24 protein-coding genes are annotated in these 25,194 nt (G+C 59.5%); 14 read left to right on the forward strand and 10 right to left on the reverse strand.

Annotated features, from left to right (window positions below; translation table 11 throughout):
• Nucleotides 1-2 precede the first annotated feature (2 nt).
• The 3 genes from AC6I1W_RS08910 to AC6I1W_RS08920 are packed head-to-tail and all read right to left on the reverse strand — an operon-like array spanning nt 3 to nt 4,622.
• Nucleotides 3-1,745 carry an ABC transporter ATP-binding protein gene (locus tag AC6I1W_RS08910; protein WP_201612957.1) on the reverse strand — a complete coding sequence of 581 codons (1,743 nt, stop codon included), beginning with the start codon at nt 1,743-1,745 and terminating at the stop codon, nt 3-5.
• 35 nt (nt 1,746-1,780) lie between these two features.
• On the reverse strand, nt 1,781-4,063 hold the full coding sequence (locus AC6I1W_RS08915; RefSeq protein WP_497743539.1) for an ATP-binding cassette domain-containing protein: 2,283 nt from the start codon (nt 4,061-4,063) through the stop codon (nt 1,781-1,783).
• 37 nt (nt 4,064-4,100) lie between these two features.
• The gene (locus AC6I1W_RS08920) at nt 4,101-4,622 is read right to left on the reverse strand and encodes an ECF transporter S component (RefSeq protein ID WP_332106851.1); all 522 of its coding nucleotides are present in this window, start codon (nt 4,620-4,622) and stop codon (nt 4,101-4,103) included.
• 371 nt (nt 4,623-4,993) lie between these two features.
• On the opposite strand from AC6I1W_RS08920, the gene AC6I1W_RS08925 reads away from it, so the two are divergent.
• Both AC6I1W_RS08925 and AC6I1W_RS08930 read left to right on the forward strand, forming a co-directional pair.
• Nucleotides 4,994-5,251, forward strand: coding sequence for a helix-turn-helix domain-containing protein (locus AC6I1W_RS08925; protein ID WP_041630930.1), 258 nt, complete (start codon nt 4,994-4,996; stop codon nt 5,249-5,251).
• A complete protein-coding gene (locus AC6I1W_RS08930) occupies nt 5,244-6,461 on the forward strand; it encodes a DNA-methyltransferase (RefSeq protein ID WP_497743540.1) in 1,218 nt (405 codons plus the stop codon). The genes AC6I1W_RS08925 and AC6I1W_RS08930 overlap by 8 nt, the downstream gene beginning before the upstream one ends.
• On the opposite strand, the gene AC6I1W_RS08935 is transcribed toward AC6I1W_RS08930, so the two are convergent.
• Together AC6I1W_RS08935 and AC6I1W_RS08940 are read right to left on the reverse strand one after the other, a co-directional pair.
• Entirely contained in the window at nt 6,442-7,614 is a 1,173-nt protein-coding gene (locus AC6I1W_RS08935; RefSeq protein ID WP_230972836.1) for a 5-methylcytosine restriction system specificity protein McrC, read from the reverse strand. The two genes, AC6I1W_RS08930 and AC6I1W_RS08935, sit on opposite strands and share 20 nt — an antisense overlap.
• Nucleotides 7,614-8,918: an AAA family ATPase gene (locus tag AC6I1W_RS08940; RefSeq protein ID WP_201517971.1), complete on the reverse strand. Its 1,305-nt coding sequence runs from the start codon at nt 8,916-8,918 to the stop codon at nt 7,614-7,616. Before AC6I1W_RS08940 ends, AC6I1W_RS08935 begins: the two co-directional genes overlap by 1 nt.
• 165 nt (nt 8,919-9,083) lie before the next feature.
• Here AC6I1W_RS08940 and AC6I1W_RS08945 point away from each other — a divergent pair, with 165 nt between their 5' ends.
• Entirely contained in the window at nt 9,084-10,574 is a 1,491-nt protein-coding gene (locus AC6I1W_RS08945; RefSeq protein WP_497743575.1) for an MFS transporter, read from the forward strand.
• A gap of 17 nt (nt 10,575-10,591) precedes the next feature.
• Complete coding sequence (locus AC6I1W_RS08950; RefSeq protein ID WP_021353195.1) at nt 10,592-11,164, forward strand: TetR/AcrR family transcriptional regulator; 573 nt, start codon at nt 10,592-10,594, stop codon at nt 11,162-11,164.
• A gap of 530 nt (nt 11,165-11,694) precedes the next feature.
• Here the strand turns inward: AC6I1W_RS08950 and AC6I1W_RS08955 are convergent.
• From AC6I1W_RS08955 to AC6I1W_RS08970, 4 genes are read right to left on the reverse strand one after another with little or no spacing between them, the layout of a single operon-like run.
• Nucleotides 11,695-11,907: a helix-turn-helix domain-containing protein gene (locus AC6I1W_RS08955; RefSeq protein WP_014320331.1), complete on the reverse strand. Its 213-nt coding sequence runs from the start codon at nt 11,905-11,907 to the stop codon at nt 11,695-11,697.
• Nucleotides 11,904-13,553 (reverse strand): DUF2326 domain-containing protein, encoded by a 1,650-nt coding sequence (locus tag AC6I1W_RS08960; protein WP_014320330.1) that lies wholly within the window; start codon nt 13,551-13,553, stop codon nt 11,904-11,906. Before AC6I1W_RS08960 ends, AC6I1W_RS08955 begins: the two co-directional genes overlap by 4 nt.
• Nucleotides 13,547-13,765, reverse strand: coding sequence for an ABC-three component system middle component 7 (locus AC6I1W_RS08965; RefSeq protein WP_041630928.1), 219 nt, complete (start codon nt 13,763-13,765; stop codon nt 13,547-13,549). Before AC6I1W_RS08965 ends, AC6I1W_RS08960 begins: the two co-directional genes overlap by 7 nt.
• Complete coding sequence (locus tag AC6I1W_RS08970; protein ID WP_242619971.1) at nt 13,752-14,921, reverse strand: ABC-three component system protein; 1,170 nt, start codon at nt 14,919-14,921, stop codon at nt 13,752-13,754. Before AC6I1W_RS08970 ends, AC6I1W_RS08965 begins: the two co-directional genes overlap by 14 nt.
• A gap of 474 nt (nt 14,922-15,395) precedes the next feature.
• On the opposite strand from AC6I1W_RS08970, the gene AC6I1W_RS08975 reads away from it, so the two are divergent.
• The 7 genes from AC6I1W_RS08975 to AC6I1W_RS09005 all read left to right on the forward strand — a co-directional run bounded on the left by AC6I1W_RS08975 (nt 15,396) and on the right by AC6I1W_RS09005 (nt 20,744).
• Complete coding sequence (locus tag AC6I1W_RS08975) at nt 15,396-16,037, forward strand: sigma-70 RNA polymerase sigma factor region 4 domain-containing protein (RefSeq protein ID WP_071345765.1); 642 nt, start codon at nt 15,396-15,398, stop codon at nt 16,035-16,037.
• 63 nt (nt 16,038-16,100) lie between these two features.
• Nucleotides 16,101-16,343 carry a hypothetical protein gene (locus tag AC6I1W_RS08980; RefSeq protein WP_071346043.1) on the forward strand — a complete coding sequence of 81 codons (243 nt, stop codon included), beginning with the start codon at nt 16,101-16,103 and terminating at the stop codon, nt 16,341-16,343.
• The gene (locus AC6I1W_RS08985; RefSeq protein ID WP_071345766.1) at nt 16,340-16,768 is read left to right on the forward strand and encodes a hypothetical protein; all 429 of its coding nucleotides are present in this window, start codon (nt 16,340-16,342) and stop codon (nt 16,766-16,768) included. The genes AC6I1W_RS08980 and AC6I1W_RS08985 overlap by 4 nt, the downstream gene beginning before the upstream one ends.
• Nucleotides 16,761-17,894: a DUF2800 domain-containing protein gene (locus AC6I1W_RS08990; RefSeq protein ID WP_497743541.1), complete on the forward strand. Its 1,134-nt coding sequence runs from the start codon at nt 16,761-16,763 to the stop codon at nt 17,892-17,894. The genes AC6I1W_RS08985 and AC6I1W_RS08990 overlap by 8 nt, the downstream gene beginning before the upstream one ends.
• 25 nt (nt 17,895-17,919) lie before the next feature.
• Nucleotides 17,920-18,477, forward strand: coding sequence for a DUF2815 family protein (locus AC6I1W_RS08995; RefSeq protein WP_049189297.1), 558 nt, complete (start codon nt 17,920-17,922; stop codon nt 18,475-18,477).
• Between the two features lie 17 nt (nt 18,478-18,494).
• Nucleotides 18,495-18,704 (forward strand): hypothetical protein, encoded by a 210-nt coding sequence (locus AC6I1W_RS09000; protein WP_497743542.1) that lies wholly within the window; start codon nt 18,495-18,497, stop codon nt 18,702-18,704.
• A 78-nt stretch (nt 18,705-18,782) separates the two neighbouring features.
• Nucleotides 18,783-20,744: a DNA polymerase gene (locus tag AC6I1W_RS09005; protein WP_497743543.1), complete on the forward strand. Its 1,962-nt coding sequence runs from the start codon at nt 18,783-18,785 to the stop codon at nt 20,742-20,744.
• Here AC6I1W_RS09005 and AC6I1W_RS09010 read toward each other — a convergent pair.
• Entirely contained in the window at nt 20,729-21,550 is an 822-nt protein-coding gene (locus AC6I1W_RS09010) for a TIGR02391 family protein (RefSeq protein ID WP_497743576.1), read from the reverse strand. The two genes, AC6I1W_RS09005 and AC6I1W_RS09010, sit on opposite strands and share 16 nt — an antisense overlap.
• Nucleotides 21,551-21,713: 163 nt before the next feature.
• On the opposite strand from AC6I1W_RS09010, the gene AC6I1W_RS09015 reads away from it, so the two are divergent.
• The 3 genes from AC6I1W_RS09015 to AC6I1W_RS09025 are packed head-to-tail and all read left to right on the forward strand — an operon-like array spanning nt 21,714 to nt 25,182.
• Entirely contained in the window at nt 21,714-22,481 is a 768-nt protein-coding gene (locus AC6I1W_RS09015) for a phage antirepressor (protein WP_497743544.1), read from the forward strand.
• Nucleotides 22,478-22,921: a DUF7768 domain-containing protein gene (locus AC6I1W_RS09020; protein ID WP_497743545.1), complete on the forward strand. Its 444-nt coding sequence runs from the start codon at nt 22,478-22,480 to the stop codon at nt 22,919-22,921. Before AC6I1W_RS09015 ends, AC6I1W_RS09020 begins: the two co-directional genes overlap by 4 nt.
• Nucleotides 22,918-25,182: a phage/plasmid primase, P4 family gene (locus AC6I1W_RS09025; RefSeq protein WP_497743546.1), complete on the forward strand. Its 2,265-nt coding sequence runs from the start codon at nt 22,918-22,920 to the stop codon at nt 25,180-25,182. Before AC6I1W_RS09020 ends, AC6I1W_RS09025 begins: the two co-directional genes overlap by 4 nt.
• Nucleotides 25,183-25,194: the final 12 nt, after the last annotated feature.

Here is a 25,194-nt window from a genome sequence, read left to right on the forward strand (position 1 = left end):
CCTTAGGCCATGTAATGGAGTTCTTGGGCCCGCCACATCTCGCTATAGGTCCCCGCTTGGTCGACCAAGTCCTCGTGCCTACCACGCTGAGTGATGTGGCCGTCCTCAATCACGAGGATCTGGTCGGCGTCTCGGATGGTGGCGAGTCGATGCGCGATGATGATCACCGTGCGCCCGGATGCCAAGGTGCTGAGCGCTTCGTGGATCGCACGCTCCGACTGGGGGTCTGCTTGCGCGGTGGCCTCGTCGAGAATCAAGATCGGCGCATCCTGCAAGTATGCTCGCGCCAGGGTGATGCGTTGCCGCTCACCGCCCGAGAGGAAGCCACCAACCTCGCCAAGCACGGTGTCATACCCCTCGGGCAGACGCATAATGCGATCGTGGATGCATGCCGCACGGGCTGCTGCCTCGACCTCGGCGCGCGTTGCCGACGGTTTCGACAGCGCGATATTGGTATGGACCGAATCGTTCGACAACGTTACGTCCTGTAGGACGATCGCGACGCGGGAAAGTAGCCACGAAAAACTCGCCTCGCGCACATCCACACCGCTGATGCGTACCACGCCATCATTGACGTCGTAAAAGCGCGCAATTAGCCGGGCCAGTGTGGACTTCCCTCCGCCCGACGGGCCCACCAGAGCCGTGACCGTTCCGGGCTCAGCCGTAAAGGAGACACCGTGCACAACGGGCACGTCAGGCTCGTAGGAGAAGGAAACCTCACAGACCTCAACTTGGCCGGGGTTTGGGCCCTCTTCTTGGGTGCGGCTGCCTTCGGGCATGGGTTTCTCGGAAAGCAGCTCTGCCGTGGTGCGAGCCGCCAGCTGCGACTCATAGATATGCTGCATCAGACCGACTAGCACCGTGAACCCCTCCGGGATACCGGGAGCGATCAGGAAGAATGGCAGCGTCGCCGACAGCGTGCTCCAATCCTGTGCGACGAATAGCGCCGCCAGTAACGCGACCGTGACGAAGACCGTGGCTGGACGCAGTAGCGAACCGAGCAGACTAATCGCTCTGCCGGAGCGACGAACCCAGTCGAAGGAGATGGCAGAAAATTGCTGGCGAGCGGCGTTAAAGCGCGTTCGGGTCGCATCGGTGGCCTGGAAATTCTTGATCTCCTTAATGCCCTCAAGCATTTCGACGGTGGCTGCGGCCAGTGCGGTCTGGGCATGTCCGAATCGCTCGGTGATATCGCTATAGCCGCGCATGGTCGTGCTGACGATGATCATGATCGCTACGGCCCACGTTCCAAAGAGCGCGAGCGCCAGTCGCCAATCGACCCACACGAGATACCCGAGGCCTACGACCATCGAGACCACGGCGTTGGTGACATCACCGGGAACATGCGCAACGAGAGTATGGATGGCTGCGGTATCGTCACACACCATCTTGCGGATGGCCCCGTGCGGCACCTGCGAGACCCTACCCAAGGGCAAACTGCCCAGCGCTTGGACCACATTGCCGCGCAACCGATGTCGGAGCTTGGCTTCTGCCTCGTGGGTGACACCCAATCCAAACAGGTAGAGCAATTGGCCCACGAACAGCGAAAGCACCGCTATCACGGCCCAAACCCACGGCTTTCCGGTCCAGCCGGTGCGCACCTGCCCGTCAAGCCAGATCGCGGCCATGTTGTGTAAGGCGACGAACGGCACCAGCGTGACGATAGCGCTTAAGGCTGTGAGGACTGCGGAAAGGACCATCGCGCCCTTGGCCGGGCGGATTAGTGCGGCGACGGAAATACTCACATCAGGCTCCTGTCGAGTCGAGTCTTTCGAAACGTTCATTGGCGCCACCACCACAGCAACGCAGTAACGGCCCAAAGGAGGCCCACCAGGCACCAATCTCGCACCTGCCACGGTGTGTGTTGGAGTTCCGTGCGCCGCGGATAGGCGCCAAAGCCACGTGAATCCATCGACAGGGCAACCCGTTCGCCGTGCTGGACGGCGAGGATCGCCAGCGGCACGAGGGAACCCACCCATCGAATTGCGGGCGCTAACGGCCCCCATGATGCCCCAATACCCCGCAATGCCCGCGCTGTGCGCAACAGCTGGAAATCTTGCCGGAAACGAGTGACGAAGGCGACAGCCGCAGTTCCCGCCGCAGTGACCCGATAGGGAAGCTTGAACGTCGTCGTCAACGTGCGAAGCAGCGCTTCCGGATGAGTGCTGATGCCTGAAAGCAGCATGAGGGACAACAGTGCCCCGATACCGCTCGCTGCCGCAAGCTCGCCACCGTGATTGTAGAGTGGGCTGACCTCTTCAAAGGTGTAGTTGTAGCGGAACACCGGCAGTAGCACAGCTGCGATGACCCAGGGTGCTAGCAGTGACATGACCGTTCGAGCGCGACTCGCTCTCGCGGCTACCATGGCCAGGCTCGCTGCGATGAGCACTCCAACATTGACGGCCGGGTCCTTGCATACGAACACCATGACCATCGCCGGGATTAGCGCCAATAGCAACGTCACAGGATTGAACGACGAGAAGAGTCCACGGGGCACGGACGGCGAAGGCGGGTTCGCTGGTGCTGCGGATGCGGCGTTTTCACGAGTTTCGCTAACGGCAGCAGGTAGCGCGATGATGTGGCTGCAGCGTGATAGGGCAAGTTCTAGGTCGTGGGTGGCCATGATGACGGTTCTGCCCTCAGCGCGCAGTTCGTCGATGAAGGCCATGAGTTCGCAGGTATTCGCCCAGTCCTGGCCGTACGTGGGCTCGTCAAGGACAATCACATCGCGGCTCTCGGCGACCATCGTAGCCACCGATAGTCTACGAATCTGGCCGCCTGAGAGAGTCAACGGGTGTTGGTCTCGATACTGGGAGAGATGGAATTGCTCCACAATAGCCTCGGCTTTAGACGCGGAAACATCCCCCGTGGAGATTTCGCCAGCCACGGTGGAACAAACCATCTGATGTTCCGGGTTTTGAAACACGTAGCCGACCTGGTGCCGCCCTCGCCGCACAACCTTTCCGCAGACCGTAGCGCGTTGTGCCTTTGATGGTATGAGACCCGCCAGCGCCGCGAGCAGGGATGTTTTGCCTGCGCCATTCGGCCCTATAAGGGCGATAAACTCGCCACCCCGTAGCCGCATAGAGATAGCTGGGGAACGTCCGGGAACACAGAAATCTGCCAGCTCTACCGTGGCGCTGCCTCCACCGTCGAGCGTGTCAATCGCATCGATGGTTTCCCATCCTGCTTCGGTGCGCCGCTGATATTGCACCGAATCACCACAGATATCCGTGATGCGGGGAACTCGAATGCCCGCCTGCTCGCAGGTCAAGGCGTGGTGCGGGGATTCGTCGCGTAACGCACGGGGCAGCCACACTCCGCACGCCTCAAGTTCCGCGGTATGGCTGAGAAAAACCCCATGTGGAGTTCCCTGCGCGATCACCGCGCCCTGCGCGTTGAGCGCTATGACGTGATCGCACAGGGGTAGGACCGGGTCGAGGTCATGGTCGATCACCACGATGCCCACGCCATCGCTAACCAGCTGTTGGATGACGCTGTAAAACTCGTCCGTGCCTTGCGTGTCAATCATCGATGTTGGCTCATCGAGGACTAGTAAGCGGGGCTGCATAGCCAGTGCTACCGCGATCGCTAGGCGCTGGCGTTGGCCGCCCGATAATCTCCATGGGCTCTCCCACAGCTTGGTCTCCAGACCAACCGCAGCCAATGCCTCGCGTACCCGTCGATCAATCTCAGGAACAGGCAGGCAGAGGTTCTGCAGCGCAAACGCGACATCGTCATACACCGTACGGGTAATGACTGCGGCATCCGGATTTTGTCCCACGTAGGCGACATTGGTAGCGATCAACTGGACCGTGGCGTCGGCGATTTCGGCGCCGGTAACTTGAACGCTGCCGGAGTATTCGGACGGCAGACAGTGGGGCACAAGGCCGCACACGGCTCGGACGAAGGTAGTTTTACCGCATCCAGAGGGCCCAATGACGGCCGTTACCTGACCGCTCAGGTGGACCAGGCTTGGACGTTGCAGCACCCACCGGTCCTGACCCAAGTAGTGAACGGAAAGATCCTCAACCGCCAGGAGCGCCCGCGCGGACTCGCTCACAGACCGTTGCTCGCTGCTCAAAGTGGAGGCCAGCCTTTCACTCACGATGGTCTACGCCTACGCCTACGCCTGCATTGTTGAGCAAACGGGTTAGTCCGACGACGGCCAAACCGCCAATGACGGACGACGTGACTCCCGCCAGCACGATCAGTCCCGATACCGAGATTCCCACCGCGTGCTTGAGCAGCGTGAGGTACAACAGGCTGTTAAATGCCCCGAAGAATGCGGCGGAGATCAGATACGCCCACCACGTCCACTTCCGGTACAGCATCAACGCCATGGGAAACTCAACCAGGAGCCCGCCAATGACGTTACCGACAATCGCGGCAGGCCCAGTGGGAGTAGTAAATGCGCTCACAACTCCGATGATCAGCGCGGCCAGCAGCGAAGCGCCCGGCCTTCGCACAACGGCCAGAGGAAGGAGGTAGGGAATGACCCAAAGTCCGAGAAGGGACACCCCGAGCCAGACTGCGCTCTGCGAAGCCGCACCCGCCGGCGCGATGTAGTTCAGTGGGATGAGGATGATGAGGCCGACCACCGACAGGGAGGCCACCATCATGAGATTTCGGGTACCTAGAATTGAGTCGGTTAATCCTCCGCGAGCTGAGCGTCGAACTGTACCGGATCGGTCTGTCACAGCAAACCTCCTTCCACTTAGGTAAGCCTAACCTAACGCCCGACCGGGGTCAAGTCCCTTGAGCTAGACGTTGAGCCTACGTAGAGACGCAGCTCGAGGGGTTTCTCGCGTTTTGAAAGGACGCAAAGTGACCGCTGAGGATCTCTGGGCAGAGCTGATCCGGGTTTGCGAGTCACTGCAGCACCCGAGAGTGTAAAAAGTATCGGTAGGGCGTCATGCGATACCCAAATGTACACCTTGATCAAAGCTGGCTGTATCGCACGAATAGTCATGCGATATGGTCTTCTGGCTGCATGGTTGACACATCGAACGCGCCTCGCGAGGACTATAGAAACCTCTGGAAGTTGCTTATCGACAGAGGAATTCGGAAGGGCGAGCTTAGAGACCTTGCCGGTCTGAGCTCATCAACCATCACGAAGCTGGGTCGAAATCAGACGGTTACCACCGCGACACTTGGGCGGATTTGTAAAGCGTTGGATTGTTCACCCAACGACATTCTGGCTTTTGAAGACTGTTATGAGGAAGGAACCGGCGACGGTCGTAATGAGTGAGATGAAGCAGGCATATACCATCAAGCCTCAAACGGCGGTCGCCTCCCCCGACAGCAGTACTACCGACTTAGTGTTCCCAATTGAGCTTGTTGCCCCCGTTGTGGGCATGAATCACAGCTTCATTAGGCGTGCCCTTGGCAGGAAGTCAATCTTGTCCGAGGCCGACGTTCGGCAACTTCTAGATCAAGATGCATTCTCCGAGACGTTCGTTCCTCGCAGCAGAGTTCTTGAATATCTCCGTCGAGCCGTCACCGGAGCCGTGCTCGTTGCCGAGAGTCAAGAGGTCATTCAAAAGGACTCCTTCGTTGTCGGAGACGCTCTCCAGCTGATTGGAAGACTGAAAGATGGTTCGGTGAATACTGTTGTCACCTCAACGCCGTACTGGGCTATGCGGGTCTATGACGAGCCTGGTGAGCGCCTTTGGGCGGATGGCGAGAACTGCTCGTTTGGTCTCGAGCAGACACCTGAAGGGTTTATTCGCCATTCGGTCGAGGTCTTGCATGCATTGCTTCCGAAAATTGCTGCAGATGGCTCCGTGTGGTGGAACATCATGGATTCGTACAACACTCGCACTCAAATCCGTGGTAGTGCAGTTGAGACACTGCATGCGATGCAAGGCAAGGATGGTCGATCGTGGAAAGATCACGAGTACTTGCGGTATTCCGCCGGACACTCGTATCTGAAAGATGGTGAGCAGTGTTTGATCCCGCAACGGATTGCTCAGCGTGCTGCCCAAATCGGCTACTACGTAAAGAGCACGATCTCGTGGTGCAAGCAGGCCACAACTCCTGAACCCCAGCAGTCGCGAGTCAGCAGAAATGTTGAGTACATTCTGCATCTCACTCGGGAACGAACCCCCAAGTTCAACAAGGCCGCATACTTGGAGCTACCTTCAGACCTTGGTGGGCGACAGCTGCTTGAGTCGGACAAGCTTAGTGACTTCTGGTACTTGCCAACCTCTTCTGGCCGAGATGGGCATGGGGCTCAGTTCCCGGTTCAGCGTCCTGGGCGCTGCATCGCGATCTCAACGGACCCTGGTGATGTGGTTCTTGATCCATTCATGGGTGCTGGAACTACCGCCGTTGCAACGAAGAAGCTCGAGAGGAGCTATATCGGTTTTGATGTAAGCGCAGAATATCTTGCCACTGCTGAGCGAGTGTTGGCTTCAACCACCGTGCAGCAACCCCTCTTTACCGCAGAGCTTCGATAACCCTCGAAGCAAGTGCGTCGACGTCTATCGCATAACTGCTATCCAAACCAAGGCATTTGATTCGGTGACCGTCGAACGTCTCGACCACGTCTCCAGTTCGAACGGAAGGTGAGATGATATAAGCCTCGTTGAGACGCGCAAACTGCATGTATGTATAGATCTGATACAGATCCTTCGCATCGGGTACCTTATACTTTACGTCGAGGACAGCTTCTATAGATCCGCCGCGATAGATAGTCAGGTCTGGAATTAGCTCGATTTCGCCATTCGTAAGCAGAAAGCTACTGGAGGCAAAACCCTTTTGAACGCTTAGAGCAGTGGGCTCTGCAGCTCTCATAAGACTTGTTCGCACAAAGTCTTCGTAAAGTCCAGGCATATTGAACAAGTATCCGTCAGACTCCCAGCTTTCACCGTGGTCAATTCCGGATGCTTGGAGGATGACGAGGCTGAGACCGAGCGCATTGCTGTAGTAGGAATGCGAACCGCCAACATTCTTCGTTCGCATCATCTGGCTGACCTTGCGGATATCGTCATAACCAGCAAAGGTAGATGCCTGCCAGTTTGCCCAATCGTGAGTTACACGCGCCCCAGGAGCGTCACTAGACAAGAGTCCCAATACTCGTTTGGCAGCCGACTTGATAATTCTGTTCTCGGGGATATCAAATGTCGGCCTGTGTCGTCTCGTTACGATTGGAGCGGCATCTCCTCGCCGCGCTCGGAGGTTTGTCACAGGCCAGTTTATCTGTCCAACGGCAGATGACGTGGCCTCAAGCGTAGGCTTGCGGCGAAATAACTTTGGTTTTGCTGCAAAGGATAAGAGCTCCCGGGACAACATCTCTGCCAACGAACTCAAGCCGAAATCGTGCGACCCGCTTGAGTATCCGAACGGAGCATCGTTCACCAGTCGAGCCGACTGAGAATCGTGAAGATACAGCAGCATCGAAACTGGATTGAGCGATGCATGCTTCGGAGAAATGACAAGCTTATTTCCATTAAGAAGCGGGATATTCCCGGCAACATTTGACGCCAGAATCTGCAGAACTCCACCTTGAAGGAGAACGCGAATGTTGTCTGGCAAGCCAGTGGGGACATCAGCTGGGGTTAGGCCGGGTAACGCCGAAATCTCGTTCTCGACGGCATGCCAAGTCTGCATCACGCTGTTCCTGTGAAGAGTTCATCTACGCGGTTGTCGATTTGCGCTACCACTTCAGGCTCATAGGCAGAGAAATGATTCATCAAGACCGGTCGGATTCTCCACATGTAGTACATCCGGAAGTCATCACTCGGCTGAAGCCCGGCGAAGTAGCCATGACCCAGCGGATACTTGTCTTGAATAGCAGTGAAGACAGTCTTAATGGCTGCGGCTGTATCTGAAGGAATAGCTCTGTGCCTAAGTATCGCGTCAAGGTCTTCAACGCGTGGACCAAAGTAGACACTTGCCATACGTCCCATGAGTGCGTCGTCAATATCCTCCGTGTTCGTGTCGACGTTATTCATAGTGAAGTAGAAAACCACTTCTGGATCGATAAAGATCTGCGCACCATTCGGAAGCGTGATGCCGTTGGTCTCGCCCCGGTACGCTGGCTCGATAAGAGAGAATAACTCGCCCAAGGCCTGGCTAATTCGAGTGCGGTTGATCTCTTCTAGAACGATATGCCTCTTGCCGTTTCGAAGCGCGCGAAGGAGTGGACCTTCAGTCCATTCGAATTCTCCCGGTTTCTCACCGGGCGCGAGTCCTAGGATCAGGTTCTCATAACCCCACCCCTCATGGAGCTGAATAGTCTCACGATCCTCAGAATTACGCGGAATAAGTTTATCGATGGCACGGGTTTTCCCGGTTCGGGGCGGTCCAAACAGAAGAATTGCGCGCTCTCCCGCTTTGACTAGCGAGGCTAGCTGTTCACTTGGGGAAATCCTGGTCCATGCTGGTGCTGAATCGATTGTTGTCACTGACTGAATCCTATTTGTGTACTCAAGCCGATCTTCTTTGCGGATTTCGACTTCCAACTTGGCCTCAAATGCCGAATTGCAGATTGCCAACAACTCCGCATCGCTAAGCGGAGCGTCGCTGGTCTCGATATCGATTGGCTTGTTTACAAAAACTGCCTCGATCTCGCCGGGCTCAAGGTTCAGCTCGCGTATGAGGGCTTCGACGAGTTGCTGCGAGAGCTTGTTAGGGTCACTATCGCCAAAATACTGGTCCAACTCATCTTGACGGAAGAGCCAAACCGCCATTGCTTCAATAGGGATAGCGACTCGTGCGTCCTCTTCTAGGGCGAACCCGTCTCCACCGTGTCCCAGACCTTGGGGGTAGATCCTTCCGAGGGATACTCGAATCTTGTTTCCCTCATCGGAGAAATCAAGGTATGCAGTGGGAGATCCAGAAACTACTGAATCCGATGTTTTCCATCGCTGAATAGTGGTTTGAATAATTGAACGCGAAGCGTCGCCTTTCATGAAGGCGTAACGGACGGTGTACCCAAATGAGCGCCACGCTCGTAGTCACTGGCCTTAGGCGCCGTGAACAGGGAGTGACGCGGATCTCTCTCGCAGTAGACATAACTACACCATCCATCCGGTACACTTACGTTGTTCACGATTAAGGAGACGCGCATGTCCACGATGACGAAACGGCGACGCTGGTCGCTGCTGGTGACTGTCGGAGCGGGGGTCCTACTGATCACCCTCGACAACTCGATCCTGTACACGGCATTGCCGACACTGACCGAGGACCTTGAGGCATCAAGCACCCAGAGCCTGTGGATCATCAACGCCTATCCCCTGGTGATGGCGGGCCTGCTGCTCGGTAGCGGGACCCTCGGTGATCGCATCGGCCACACGCAGATGTTCGTCGTCGGCCTGGTGATCTTCGGGTTGGCGTCCCTGCTCGCAGCGTTGGCGCCGTCGCCCGAGGTGCTGATCGGTGCACGCGCTGTGCTCGCTGTCGGTGCGGCAGCGATGATGCCGGCAACCCTGGCACTGATCCGCACGTACTTCACGGTCGAGCGCGAGCGGAATTTTGCGATCGCGATCTGGGGCAGCCTGTCGGTCGTCGGGTTCGCTCTCGGTTCGATTCTCGGCGGCACGCTGCTCGAGAACTTCTGGTGGGGCTCGGTGTTCCTGGTGAACGTGCCCGTAGTGGCGCTGGTGCTGGTTGCTACCTGGTTGATCCGCCCGGCCAATGACCCGGATCCTTCGAAGCGCTGGGATGCCGTGTCTTCGATACTGGTGATGATCGGGCTCGTCGGAACGGTGGTGGCCATCAAGGAGATCGGCCACGCGCCCCCGTCTGTCGCGACCATTGTTGTTGCGCTGCTCGTTGCTGCCATCGGGTTCTGGCTCTTCGTGCGCCGTCAGCGGCGCCTGGAGAATCCGCTGCTGGAGTTCTCCATCTTCCTCAACCCGGCGTTCAGTGCTGGCGTGCTCGCCGCGGCGTTCGCGATGTTCGCCATCGGTGGCATCCAGCTTGTCACCACGCAACGGTTCCAGCAGGTCGTCGGCTTCAGTCCGCTGGAGGCTGGGCTTTTGGTTGCCGTGATTGCCGTGGGCTCGTTGCCGACAGCGCTCCTGGGTGGTGCCTTCTTGCACCGTGTCGGGCTGCTCGCGCTGATCACCGGTGGTCTCGCCGTCGCCACCGGCGGCGTCGTGGTGACGGTAGTCGGGTTCCAATCATCCTTCGGCGTGCTGGTTCTCGGCCTTCTGGTGACGGGTGCCGGTCTCGGAGCTGCCATGTCGGTCGCCTCCACCGCCATCATCGGGAACGTGCCGGTGCGCCGTGCAGGCATGGCCGCTTCCCTCGAAGAGGTCTCCTACGAGTTCGGCAGCCTCATCGCCGTGTCCGTGCTCGGAAGCCTGCTCACGGCCATCTATACCGCCAGTGTTGTCCTCCCCAACGGCGCACCGGCGGCGGCTGGTGACGGTATCGCTGAGGCACTGGAGGCGGCGCAGGGAGACGCCGCCATCATTCAGGCGGCCTCCACGGCCTTCGACTCCGCGTACCTCGTCGTGATGCTAGTCGTTGCCGGCGTCCTGGCAGCGGCCACTGTCATCACGGGAGTGCTGCTGCGTCGGTACCTGCCTGGCACGCAGTCGCAGCTGCACTCCGAGCACTGACCACGAAAGGACCGCTCATGCGGACCAGCAAACGAGACTCCATCCTCCAAGCCGCCCTCCACGTTGTCGAAACCGACGGCGTCACGGCCGTCACGTACGAATCGGTGGCCGCCGCCTCCGGACTCACCAAAGGTGGGCTGCTCTACCACTTCCCCTCGAAGGACGCCCTGGTGCTCGCGCTGCACGAGCATCTTGCCGAGCGCTGGGACCACGAGATGATCAACGTCCTGGGCAAGGACCCAGACGAGGCAACGCAGGACGAGCGCGTCGCCGCCTACGCCCGCGTGAGCGCTCGCAGCGCCACTGGCCCCGAGCTGCTGTTCATGCTCGAGGCGAGCACCGACAGCGAGCTCAACAAGCCGTGGAGAAGGGTCATCTCCCGATGGATACCCGACCCTGCCGAGATTGACCCGACTGACCCTCGGGCGCTGCAGAAGATGGTCGCGTACCTTGCCGCCGACGGACTCTGGCTTAGCGAATCCGTCGGAGCCGCCCCCCTTCCGCCCGAACTGCGCGCCGCGCTGGCAGAGCACCTCGCCCACTCCGTTGCGGACGCAGCCGGAACCTCGAGCAACGCGGCGAACCGATGAGCGCATCCATCTCGCAGATCTGAACCGATCCAGGTTCGCTGCCGCTGCCTTTCGCCTTCTCAAGAGGCTGCTCGTTCGCGGCCTCGTCGAGTCAGTGCCATACAGGGGCACCCCAGCGGGACAGTTACGGCGCAGTAGTTTGCTGTTGCCAATAGGCTCGGTCTCGCCATTTTTGCGACACATCTGTCGCACTGGGTGTGCGCAAAGGGAACAAAAAGTTTTCCCTCAGGACTGCCGCAGGAGAACAGCCTCTGCAGGGTGGGAGTTGAATTCTGCGTATCGATCAATATGGACGTGTCTCGGCTCAAACCCATGTGCTTTAATACAAGCCAGATTTTGAGCAGGTGGGAAGCTGTCCCTTGGAGCTGATCGAGTGCCGCGCTGATCGTCTTAGCGGAAAGATACATCTTGCCTCCTTGCACGCGGACTTGCGGTTAGACTCGGGAGCAGTATTCGGAGACCGATCATTTCCATCAAGCCCTTACGTCGAAGCGTGGTCCAACTGGTCCTAGTTTCTGGCAGCATTGGCATCATCTCTCTGAGTCAGTTTGGGTCTCGAAAAGGTCTTCAACTCTGCAGTCGAGGGCGGTCGCTATCTTCATGAGGACGTCCATGTGTACTGGTTCGTTCTTGCCGAGTTTGGCTAGTGAGTTGCTGCTGATGCGCGCCTTGTCTCGGAGCTGGACTTTGTTCATGTTCTTGTCGATGAGGAGTTTCCAGAGCTTGTTGTATTGGATCTTCATGGACGTTCCTTCCGGCTCCACTTCTCTCCAAAGAGCGCCTTCTCGTTGTTGTCCAGTTTCAGGACGGTGGTTTCTTGCAGGATGGATTGGGCTTCGGGGGTGCATTCGCTGGTCTTGTCCACAGCGATGAAGATTTGCTTCTCCACTTGATCGGCGTAGACGCGGATCAGGTTGCTGAGGTCTGGGCGGGGCATGGAGTCGAACACGATCGAGTCGTGTGCCAGTGCTGGGAGCACAGTGTTCTGCAGCACGGCGAGGTCGTAGATGATCATGCTGCGATGGTTTGTGCCTGTGCCTTTGTCCTTCGGCGTTTCGAAGTCGTAGGAGTTGAAGGCCTTGATCGTCAGTCGGGGCGCGTTGTACTCCCCGCCGGTGACCTCGTCGTTGATGGCGTCCATCTGCGTGTTTATGGCGATTTCGATTTGTGCCAGCACGCTTTCGAGTTGGTTTTGGTAGCGCGTGTTGGCTTCTCGTTTCGCGGTCTGGAGCTTGTGGTTTTGGTCGAACGCTTCGTTCTGCTCTTTAAGCTTGGTGATCCGCCGATCCAAGGTCGTGTAGGCGTCGAGGAATTCTGGCGTGAACGCTTTGGATGTGGGGATCGCATCCATCTGGGAAAGGATGCGGTCGTGGTGTTCTTGAAGCTCGGTTACCTCGCGTTGGACGCGCTCGCGGGCCTGGGCGAGTTCTTCCGCGAGGATCGTCTGGATCTTGGTGTGGAACTTCTCGACCTCGACAAGCTTGGCCAGGTTCGCTTCGGGGAAAAATTCTTGCAGGCTCTTGAGGTCGGCCTCGGTGGGGTACGCGCCGTGGCGTAGGTTCAAATCGAGCAGGTGTAGCTCGTCGTGCCTTTCCTTGATGAGGCGTCGAACGTCGCCGAGTTGGCGGTTGAGTTCGTTGCGTGCGTTAGCGTGTTCGACCTCGCTCGGATCGACTGTCGCTTCATCTGATTCGGCCAGTTGCGCACGTTCCTGCTCCAAGGAGGCGATCTCGACGACGTTCTGCTTGTACTTAGTCAACCCGTCAACTGCCGATGGGATGAACTCGTAGCGTCTGGCAGCTTTGAACGCTGCAATCATGCCCTCAGCGCTCTGTAGTTGCTGCTTGAAGTCCTCGATCGAGCTGTAGTACTGGAACAAGGAGATCAGGATCGCGATGGCATCCTTCTGGGATTCCTCACCACCACGGGTCTGGAGTGGTTTGAGTTCGTTGTGGTTGTTTTTGCCGTAGATCCGGAAGAACCTGCTGAGCATCTGTCGGAACGACGCGCCCGGCAACTGCATGCCGTACTGGACGGCCAACCAGTCTGTGAACTCCTTGAGCTCAAGGGTTTTCAGCACGCTGCCGTCGGCATCAATGTTGACCACAACTTTGGGTTCATGGGGGCGTCGCACGAAGTTGTAAGAGGCACCGTCAAATTCGAAGGTGAAGTTGATGGCGTGCTCAGGCAGTTCCCGGACGGCATCGCTGTCGACGTAGGTGTTGCCACCAAAGACGAAGTCGATGATGAGCATCATCGTGGACTTGCCGATTGACCCGGCCTCGCCTCGGACTGCGCCGAGGATCGTGTTCAGTCCTTGATGGAACTGGATCGGCGGGCGTGGTGTGCCGCCTTCTTTGAACAAGTCACAACTGATCTGCTTCAGCATCGCTCCAGTGCTCCTTCCTCACTGAGCGTGACCTTGCCGAGGGAGTAGAGACAGTCCAGCGCATCAATCAGCCGGATTGGATCCGTCGTGACGGAGGCAAGCGCGACGGCAAGTTCATTCGGGGTCTTCGGGGTGTCCAGGAGCCTTAGGATCGTCGGAAGCAGCGGCAGCACCGTGTCCTGGTAGGCAAACAACTTGTTAGGAAGCAGCATCGAACACCTCACAGGACTGGACGAAGTAGGAGGTCACGTAAGCGCAGTAGCGGGCATCCTGTTTTGTGATCTGACTGAGCCGAATGGTCAGGGCTTCATGGATCCGCTGTTTCGCGTACCCCTTGTCAGCGAGCTTCGTGTACGAGGCTCTGATCTCAGCTCGCAACAACCCATCATCAAACGTCTTGAGCTGAGCCTGCTCCTGCAGCTCTTTCTCGATAAACCTGAAGTATCGCGTGACGTGCATGAATACTTCGTCGAACACGAACACGTCGACTGACTGGTCGATCTTGTCCTTGACTGCGACTGGGTCGAAGTTCAGCGGCTCGAATTCTTTGGGGTTGGCGTTGCCGAGCTTCTCGACGACCTTGCTGATGCCACGTTCAATATCGACCGTGGTCAGTGTCTTGCGTGCCTGGGCTGCGTCGACTTGTGCCTTCTTATTACGCCTCAGGTCTTTTACGTCGGATTTCTTGTGGTTGAGCGTGTAGGCGTGGAAGCAGTCCGGACACAGCGCGACCAGATTCTCGTAAGTACGCGCTTCGCCTTCAATTCGTCCAATCGCATAGAGCGGAGCTGTCGCGCCGTCGTCGGTGACGGGCTGGAGGTGCTTGCCGCAGCCGGTGCGCGAGCAGGTGTACTTGCACTCCTCCAACAGGCGAGAACCGAGCTTGCCCTTGACGGCATCCGACACCGCCGTGGCTCGCTGGAGCTTACGGTCATTCTCCAATTCCGGATTGACAACGAACTCCAACGCTTGCTGGATCAAGTCGAACAACACGTCGCCAACATTGAAATCGTCGACATCTTCGCCGGTAAACGGCTGGATACTGCGAGCCAGCGCCGCCTTGACCTCCTCGACTGACTGCGTCTCGATGTCATCGACGTAGTTGAGGGAATCGACGAAGTTGTCGCGGGTGGGATTAGCGAGAATGGCGCGCGCCAGCTTTTTCGTGATCCCGCGACTATAGAACTTCCGCAGGGATTCATCCTTGTAGTCCTGATCCGGTGTCCTACCTCGGGGCGTGAACCAGTGCTCCTCAGGGACGGCGCATAGCCGTTCGATCATGTTGCGCATGAAGTCGGCTGTGTTCCGGGTGCCGCGCAGGTGCGGGTAGACGGCCTTCATCACATCGTTGAAGAGCAACTTCGCCATCACCTCCACCGGATTGTCCCAACTGTCCCAGGCTGTCCCAAAGCGTCTAAATGGCCGAGGTGCCATTTTCTACCGTGGACATAGCTCACGAGAGATGGGTATGAGTCTATCACGGCTGTGCATTTGCAACGAGAAGTTGGCGATTGCGTATCTTGCGTGGGTTATGCGGGGCAGGTGGCGTGGCCTCGCGCTCAGGACACGACCGGGATGTGCACGATCTGGTCGAGTCCATGGAGACACCTCACGCAACGTGAGGCGCATCCACCGGATCGACCGTGATCACGCCGATCCGTAGCCAACAACTGAGCTCAGGTTTCTATTCGTCCCAAGTCGGAACGATCTGCAGGAGCCGCTGGGGCGGGCATCCATCCGGATGTCCGCCCATAGCCATGCCAATGCAGACCGCTTCACCGACACCAGACGACTAGCGGCGTCTCCCGTGGGTCTTTCCGCATCCAGCGGAAGGAGCCAGCCGTGGCAACTCCTACTTTTTCAACCACACAGAAACCCGACACCGGATACCAGCCCTATGCCGTCCGCACCAAGAAGGTCGGAGGCAAGGAGTTCACCCAAATCTACGTGCCCTCGAAGGTCAAAAGAGGAGTCCAAAAGTATGCATGGATCGAGCTCGTCGACCCACCCGTTGGAGACGAAAAACTTGGTCTGAGCGCCGACGAGGTGCTCGCCTTGCTCTACGACCCGACGTACGTGCCGGAGTGGAAGGTCGCATATCTGCGCGCTGCCTACCGCAGTTTTCGTGCCGTTGAGAACGCTCGAAACCGTGGCGACCTCTCGTATAGCGACTGGGAAGTCGAGGTCCATGACGGACCCCAGTATCTGAACGTCTCGGTTCACGAAGACCAGATCGACAGCGAGTTGGTTGTCGATTGGCTGCTGTCTCAGGTGAGCGCCAAGCAAGCCGAACATATCCGCCTGCACGTGTTTGAAGGGCTCTCCTTCGTCGAGATCGCGCGTGAGGAGCTGCCCGGTGCTGGCGAAGCCGATGTAGCCAAGCGAGCGAACAGCATCGGGCGCTCGGTCAAGCGGGCTCTGAAGAAGCTTCGCGAATTCATCGAGCAGGAATGTCCGGATCTGGCTCCACTCGGGGGCGTATGAGTGCCCGGCCCGCATGAAGGCCAGCACAAACCGACGCTCACTCTGATTCACAAGGAGGAAACGATGTCCAAGCATCGTCTCAAGGTCACGTTGACTGACCAGCCCGAACCTGACGCTGCGGTCTCTGCCCGCAAGGTCAGCATCCGAAGCAGGATCGCCCGCAAGCTGCTCGGCAACCCCCAGCAGCTCACCGTTCTCGTGCCGGGCAACCAGGTCCGCTCAGTAGAAATCATCCGCCCAGACGACGACCTCATGGCACTGGCCCGTGCCGTCGGGGTTACCCAGAGCGGTGGTGATGCCGCGTGAACGTCACCGAAGCGAACCGCTACGTCCCGGCGCTGAATCAAATCGCGGAGGGGGTCACGATGCTGGCCTCTGCGATCGAAGAAGCCGCGTGGGAATCGTTCGAGGATCACCCTGGCATGTCGGGGGCTCGCCCGATCGCCGCAGCCCAGCTCGCCCAGCCAGCACTGGAAGCAGCTGCCGAAGAGTACGAAGCCGCTCACCAGCCGCCAGCCCCGGAACCGGCTCCTGCTCCTACTCCTACTCCGGAGGTTGTGCAGGTGACGTTGGAGCAGGTCCGCACGGTGCTAGCGCGCCTGTCGCAGGCGGGCCATACCACGCAGGTGCGCGAGCTGATCCAATCCGCTGGCGCGAACAAGCTCTCCGAGCTTGACCCCTCCAAGTTTGGGCAGCTGCTGGAGCAGGCGGAGGCGATTGCTGATGCCTGACCAGCACGCACTGCTCAGCGCCTCGGGAGCACACCGATGGCTTGCCTGCCCACCGTCAGCAACGCTGGAGGCCGGGCTGCCGAAGTCCTCCTCGTCCGCTGCCGAGCAAGGAACCGCCGCGCATGCGCTCGCGGAGTGGAAGCTGCGCCGCGCCCTGCATGACGCTCCAACCACGAAACCGGTCTCAAGCTGGCATGACGAGCAGATGAATGCCCTGACCGACGACTACGTGGCCTTCGTTCAGGAGCGTCTGCGTGACGTGCGCCAGGCGTGTGCTGATCCGCAGGTGCTCATCGAACAACGCCTGGACTTCTCCCACGTCGTGCCGGGCGGGTTCGGCACCGGCGACTGCGTCATCATCGCTGAGCCCACGCTTCAGATCATCGATTTGAAGTACGGCCAGGGTGTCATGGTCGAGGCCGAGCACAACCCGCAGCTCATGTTGTATGCGCTCGGAGCGTTGAATGCGTTCGGGTCGCTTTACGACATCACCGAGGTGGCGGTGACGATCTTCCAGCCCAGGCGCTCGAACGTCTCGACGTGGACGATCCCGGTGTTTGAGCTGGAGGCGTGGGCGGAACAGGTGGTGAAGCCTCGTGCCGCGCTGGCTGCCAGCGGTGATGGCGAGTTCGCTCCCGGTGAGTGGTGCCGGTTCTGCAAACTCTCACCTACCTGCCGGACGCGTGCTGAGGCGAACCTTGCGCTTGCCAAACATGAGTTCGCACCACCTGCCGAGCTCACCGATGCCGAGATCGCACAGGTGCTGGCCCAGCTGCAGGAGTTGAAGGCGTGGGCTGCCGATGTGGAAGCGTACGCGCTGTCGCTGGCGGTGAACCAGGGCAAGAACTGGCTCGGGTTCAAGCTCGTCGAAGGCCGCTCGATCCGCAAGTACGCCGACGAGTCCGCTGTCGCTCAGACGGCTGAGGCAGCCGGTGTCGATGTGTGGGATCGCAAGCTCAAGACGATCACCGCGCTGGAGAGGCAACTGGGCAAGAAGCGGTTTTCCGATCTCCTCGGGGGCCTCGTGGTCAAACCCGCCGGTAAGCCCACGCTCGTGCCCGAATCCGACAAGAGACCCGCACTGGAAATCCAGTCAGCAACAGATGAATTCACTGCAATCAAGTAACGAACAAGAAAGAAGGTAAGACAAGATGTCTGCAACCACGAATCCGACCCGTGTGGTCACCGGCGAGGTTCGCCTGTCCTACGCCAACATTTTCGAGGCGAAGTCCATCCAGGGCGGCAAGCCCAAGTACTCCGTGTCGCTGATCATCCCGAAGTCCGACACCGAGACCCTGGCCAAGATCGAACGCGCCATTGACGCGGCAATCGATGCCGGGATTGGCAAGTTCGGTGGCAAGCGACCGAACAAGGCCGCCTTGAAGCTCCCGCTGCGCGATGGTGACATCGATCGTGACGATGCGGCGTATGCGAACGCGATGTTCGTCAACGCCAACTCGACCACCCCGCCACAGGTCGTGGGCACCGACCTTCAACCCATCCTGGACGCAACCGAGGTCTACTCGGGCTGCTACGCACGGGTGAGCATCAGCTTCTACGCGTTCAACACGAACGGCAACCGGGGTATCGCCTGCGGGCTGGGCAACATCCAGAAGCTGCGAGATGGCGAACCGCTCGGCGGCAACCGCATCAGCGCCGAGGCCGACTTCGGAGGCTTGACCACCGCGTCGGATGACTTCCTCAACTAGGAGAACGGAGAAACATCATGAACGAGTGTTATTCAGCAGCGCTGTGGGCCGGAACGACTCTGATTGTTGCCTGGGCGATCGGTTCCATCGTAGGTCACCTGCTCGGGGCATGGCTGGCCTTGTGGCTTGAAAACCGCGCGATCCGCAAAGAGCGCCAGTGCGTCACCCAGCTCATGGCAGATGCCGAAGCGCAGCGCGAGCAGTATCCCACGCCTGCTGAACAGTAACCATCACCCCCTGGCCGGGAGACCACCCACCACACGTGTGTGGTCTCCCGGCCCTTACCGCATTGTGGAGCCGATACCGTGCATGAGCTTTTCGTTGATCTTGAAACATTTTCGCCCGTCAACCTCACCAAATCTGGGGTCTACCCTTATGCCGAACACCCAGACTTCGACGTTCTCCTGTTTGGCTACTCCATCGACGGCAATCCCGTTAAGGTCGTTGATGTGGCCTCGAGTGAGCAGCTACCTGCCGAGGTTGCAGAGGCGCTGGTTGATCCGGGCGTGACAAAGTGGGCGTTCAATGCTGCCTTCGAGCGTGTGTGCTTATCTGCTTGGCTGGCCCGACACCACCCAGATCTCATCGCCGGTCGTAACTTTCTGGACCCAGCGCAGTGGCGCTGCACCATGGTCTGGTCCGCCTACCTCGGCCTGCCGATGAGCCTGGATCAGGTCGCCACCGTCCTTGACCTGCCGGTGCGCAAAGACAGTGCAGGTAAGAAACTCATCCGCCAGTTCTGTACCCCGGCCACACCCAGCGTCTTCAACCAGGGCGGGATGCGCAATCCACCCGCATCCGACCCGGACGGGTGGGAGCAGTTCATCTCCTACAACCGGCGCGACGTCGAGGTGGAGTTGGCCATCCACGACCGGCTCGCCGGTTTCCCGATGCCCGAAGCCGAGTGGGACACCTACGCCCTGGACCAGAACGTCAACGACACCGGCATTCGGCTCGACCGGGTGCTCGTGGACAACGCTGTGGCGTGCGACCGGCAGCACCGCGCCGCCACACTGACCCGCGCCCAGGAACTCACTGGACTGGAGAACCCGAACTCGCCGATCCAGCTCAAGGAGTGGCTTGCCGATCACGGCACGCCCCTGCAGTCACTGACGAAAGACGAAGTCGCCGCCGCGCTCGACACCGCTACCGGCCAGGTGCGTGAGGTCCTCCTGCTGCGCGGTGAGCTTGCGAAGTCGTCGGTGAAGAAGTACGAGGCCATGCAGCACGTGGCAGGTCGTGATGGGCGCGGACGGGGGTTCCTCCAGTTCTACGGGGCAGGGCGCACCGGGCGTTTCGCTGGCCGCCTCGTCCAAGTCCAAAACCTGCCCCGCAACTACCTACCAGACCTCAGTGAGGCCAGAAACCTCGTGAGGACCGGAAACTATGATGCGGTCGAGCTGCTCTACGACTCCGTTCCCGACACCCTCTCGCAGCTCATCCGCACGGCGTTCATCCCCGCCGACGGGCACCGGTTCGTGGTGGCCGACTTCTCCGCGATCGAGGCGCGGGTCATCGCGTGGCTTGCAGGCGAGGCCACCACGCTTGAGGCCTTCCGTGACGGGAAGGATTTGTACTGCGAGACCGCGAGCCGCATGTTCGGGATCCCCGTCGACAAGCACGGAGCCAACGCCGAGCTGCGTCAGAAGGGCAAGATCGCAGTGCTCGCCTGTGGCTATCAAGGCGGCGTCGGTGCCCTGAAAGCCATGGGGGCGCTGCGGATGGGGCTCGCCGAGTCCGAGCTCCAGCCGCTGGTCGACGCGTGGCGGGCAGCCAACCCGAACGTCGTGCAGCTGTGGGCCGACATCAACGCCGCCGCCATCGAGGCCATCTCTACCCGCCTGCCGACAAGTGTTGGTGCGCTGACCTTCACCGTGGAATCCGGGATCATGTTCATCCGCCTGCCCTCCGGACGCCGCCTCGCCTACGTCAAACCCAAGCTGGGTGAGAACAGGTTCGGTGGCACTGCCATCACGCACGAGGGCATCACGACGGGTCGAAAGTGGGGCCAGTTGGAAACCTACGGTGGGAAACTCACCGAGAACATCGTCCAAGCCGTCGCCCGAGACCTGCTCACTTTCGGCATGCACCAGGTCGATCGCGCTGGGCACAGGATCGTCATGCACGTCCACGACGAGATCGTGGTGGAGACCGCCACGGCCACCGTGGACGAGATCTGCAAACTGATGGCCATTACGCCTGACTGGGCAACGGGGTTGCCGCTAGCGGCAGACGGGTACGTGTGTGATTTCTACATGAAGGACTGATATTGCTGGGCGGAATCGAGGCGACGATGGACATAGGAGAACAAGCTGAAGGCATCGAGGAAGTCATGTTTACCTTCCTCACTACCTAGTCGGGTTTTGTGAGCGCGGGGATTGCGATAGTGCCCGTGGATCCCTATAAGCAGGTTCTTAAAACCCTTGTGCTCTGATTTTTCCGACTCCGTGGAAAAGCTATTAATCACGAGCTTAGGGGCAGAATTGTTTGTTCCCAAAGCTGCGTCGAACAACTCCTGACCATCGTCGGTCAAGCTAGTAAGGATACGGATGCGGTCAGGGATCGACTTGGCTGCCTCGGATATCGCGTGGAACAGAGACTCCGCGATCAGTTCTTGGCTGCAATACTCCATTAGGCGTTCGTGGGTACCGCGCCGCTGAAGTTCCTCCACGAGAGAGCTGGTAAGACGCTCGATATCATCGAATGTGCGTGCCGCCTCAGCGAGTTGGGTCAACTCGCCAGCATCGTCGATATGCCATCCTTCGGTCGCCAGCACCTTGTTGAGCAAGCGGCGCAAATCATTCCAACGCTGACGATCGGTGATATGCCGTGCCGGGCTCATCGCAGTCGTTATGAACTCACGAGTGAGTTGACCTGCTTGCGGTGCGGACATTCCTTCCGTAAGCGCGCCAAACAGTCCTTCTCGCTTACTCCCGGCAACACGCGGTGGCGCACCAATGTCGAGGAGAAGCTCGTCGATTTGGCTTCCGCTTAGGCCCGGCAAATCGGTACTTGCCAGGACATTCGCAATACTGCGGATAGTCGAGCGTTGGGAGAAAGAATCGGACTGCATCACCGCTCCAGCTTCTCATGTGAGCGAGTGGCCTGAGTATTTCAGCAAGACCCGGGTGTCCGGATTCTTGCGCGCTCAGGGGCGTATGCGTGAGAGCCCGACGCGGCCGCACCCGTGGCTTGCTGGAATTCACGTCAATCCTGGCTCTTAGAAGGAGCCAGACATGGCTACGAGAGATCTTCAGGTATTCACCAACGATGCCTTTGGAACGATCCGAACTGTCGAGCATGAGGACAAGGTGTATTTCTGTGGCCGCGATGTGGCCACCGCCTTGGGGTACAAAGATCCAGTTAACGCCATCAAGCAGCATGGACGTGGGGTGGCGTTTCACCACCCCATCACGGATGCGCTCGGTCGCACTCAAGAAGCCCGGTTCATCACCGAAGGTGACCTCTACCGGCTCATCTTCTCCTCCAAGCTCCCCGCAGCCCAGGACTTCGAAGCCTGGGTTGTCAACGAGGTCCTCCCCACGATCCGCCGCCATGGCGTCTACGCCATCGACGAACTCTTAGACAACGACGAGTTCCTCGAGCACGCCATCATCCAACTGCGCTCCGAGCGGACCAAGCGACTGGCAGCCGAACAAGCCCTGCTCGAGGCCGCCCCGAAGGTCTCCTACTACGACGTGGTGCTCCAGTCGGACTCGCTGCTGACCATCACAGAAATCGCCAAAGACTACGGCCTGTCAGCCAAGAAGCTGAACACGCTGCTGCACGAGGCTGGGGTGCAGTTCAGGCAATCCGGCCGCTGGTTCCTCTACGCCCGCTTCGCCGAGCAGGGCTACACGCAGTCCAAGACCCACGAATACGACGAAGGCAAGACCCGCACGCACATGTACTGGACCCAAAAGGGCCGCTTGTTCGTCTACGACCTATTGAAGAACCAGTTCGACCTGCTGCCGGTCATCGAGCAGGACGGCGGTGCGGCATGACGACGACTGCACTCACCGCCGACCTGGGTTTCTCGCCCCACAACACGGAGGGCTACCCAGACCCCACCTCATACAAGGCGCTGAAGAGTCTCCAGCGCGCCGAGTACGGCTACCGGCCCTTGGTCTACATCTGCTCCCCGTACTCCGGTGACATCGAGAACAACGTGGAGCTGGCTCGCGCGTTGTGTGCTCACGCGGTGTCACGGCACAAGATCCCGCTCGCGCCGCACCTGTTGTTTCCGCAATTCATGGACGACACCGACGCGAGCGACCGCGAGCTGGCGATGTTCTTCAACCGAATTCTTCTTAGCAAGTGCGAGGCGATCTGGGTCTACACGGCCCGCGTCTCGGCAGGGATGCGCGCCGAGATCGAATGGGCCCACCACCTCGAACTGCCGATCACCTATCTCGACGCCGACTTTCAGGAGGTCACCCTATGAAGGCGATGACGATGTTCACCGCGCAGGTGGCAGGCCAGCAAAACAACGCCCACTACCCGAACCCGCACACCGTGACCACGGCAGCCGACCTGGAGGCGGTCGCCAGGCTGGATCATGTGGTTGCCGAATACCTAGGCAGCAGACGCTCGGCAGCCAGTTTCGTGACCTCCAACTGCCTGGTATTGGACGTCGACAACGCCCACAGCGACGATGAGGCCACATGGGTCACCCCAGAAACCCTCGCCGAGCAGCTGCCAGACGTAGCGTTCATGACCGCCACCTCCCGCAACCACCAGCGGGCGAAAGGAGCCCAGTCGGCAAGACCCCGCTTCCACGTCTACTTCCCGATAGACCCCGTAACTGATGCTGAGGCCTACGCGGGGCTCAAGAAGCAGCTCGCCGCCCGGTTCGAGTTCTTCGACCCGAACGCGATCGACGCTGGCCGTTTCATCTACGGCCACAATGATCCGCAGATCACCGTGCTCGAGGGTGAACGCACCATCGACGCGTGGCTTGCCGACGCGGTGGATGAGGACGTGTTCGCCCAGTGGGATGACGCCACCCAGACCATTGAGGAAGGCTCCCGGAATGCGACCTTGTCGAGGTTTGCTGGCAGGTTGTTGATTCGCCTCGGCACGACCGATGAGGCGCGCGCCTTGTTTGACCGCAAGGCCGCTCGCTGCAACCCGCCGCTGCCGGAGGCGGAGGTGGAGTCGATCTGGCGGTCGGCCACCCGGTTCGCCAAGACGGTCGAGAACCAGCCCGGGTATGTGCCACCAGAGGATTTTGAGACAGGCCTAGAGTCCGTCCGCCCGGCCGATTACAGCGACGTCGGCCAAGCCCACGCCCTAACCAAGGCGTACCCGGACTCGCTGCGCTACTCGGAGGCCACCGACTGGCTCGTCTATTACGACGGTGTCTGGTACGAATCAGCCCCCGCAGCACAAGCCGTCGCCCAAGAACTCACCGAACGCCAACTGGCCGAGGCCCACGAGCTGCTCGAAGACGCCAAAGACCAGCTCGCCGCCACGGGGGCTGCCATGTTGTTGGCGTCGATGTCGAAGGCGAAAGCCCAGGCCATGTTCAACACCGCCCAACAAGAGGCGTTCGCCGCCTTCGAGGACGCGAAAACCTATGCGGCCTACGCACTCAAACGCCGCGAATCGCGCGGGATCACCAACTGCCTGAAAGAAGCCCGCCCCATGCTGCTGACCACACCTGAGCAGCTCGATGCCGACCCGTATCTGCTCAACACCCCAACAGGCACCTACGATCTGCGCCACGGGACCATGTCACGCCACGACCATGATCCGGCGGATCTGGTGACCAAGCAGACCAGCCTCGACCCGGGCACCGACGGCGCGCACCTGTGGCAGGAAGCCCTCGAGGTGTTCTTCCAAGGCGATGCCGAGCTCATCGCCTACGTGCAGCGCATCGTCGGCCTTGCTGCGATCGGGCAAGTCTTCGTCGAAGCCCTCGTCATCGCTTACGGAGATGGTCGCAACGGCAAATCGACGTTCTGGAACACCATCGCCAGAGTCTTAGGCACGTATGCAGGCAACATGAGTGCTGATGTGCTCACGATCGGTGGGATGCGCAACGTCAAACCGGAGCTGGCTGAGGCCAAAGGCAAACGCCTCATCATCTCCGCCGAGTCCGAAGAAGGCGTGCGCATGTCCACCTCGGTGGTCAAGCAGCTGGCCTCCACCGATCAGATCTACGCGGAGAAGAAGTACAAGGCACCGTTTGCCTTCACCCCCTCGCACACCTTGATTCTCTACACGAACCATCTGCCCAGGGTGGGTGCGATGGATGCGGGCATCTGGCGCAGGCTCATCGTCATCCCCTTCGAAGCGAAGATCGAAGGCACATCCGACATCAAGAACTACGCCGACTACCTCTACACGCAGGCAGGCGGGGCGATCCTGGCCTGGATTATGGAGGGCGCGCACCTCATCCACGCCGAGAACTACCACCTCAAGGCCCCGGCCCGAGTGGTGGAGGCATCAGTGGCGTACCGGGAAGAGAACAACTGGTTCGCCCAGTTCCTCGAGGCCAACTGCGACCTCGACCCTGGGCTGTCGGAACGGGCCGGGGATCTGTATCAGACCTATCGGGCGTGGGCGATGTCGACCTCTGGGTGGGCGCGTCCCATGGTCGATTTCAACGCGACTGTTGAACATCACGGCTTCACACGTAAAAGGACGATGCACGGCATGTTCGTCCACGGTTTGGCCTTGAAGAACGAGTTCGACAACTAAGCCAGACGGGCC

The sequence above is a fragment of the Cutibacterium sp. KB22876 genome (assembly GCF_059728865.1).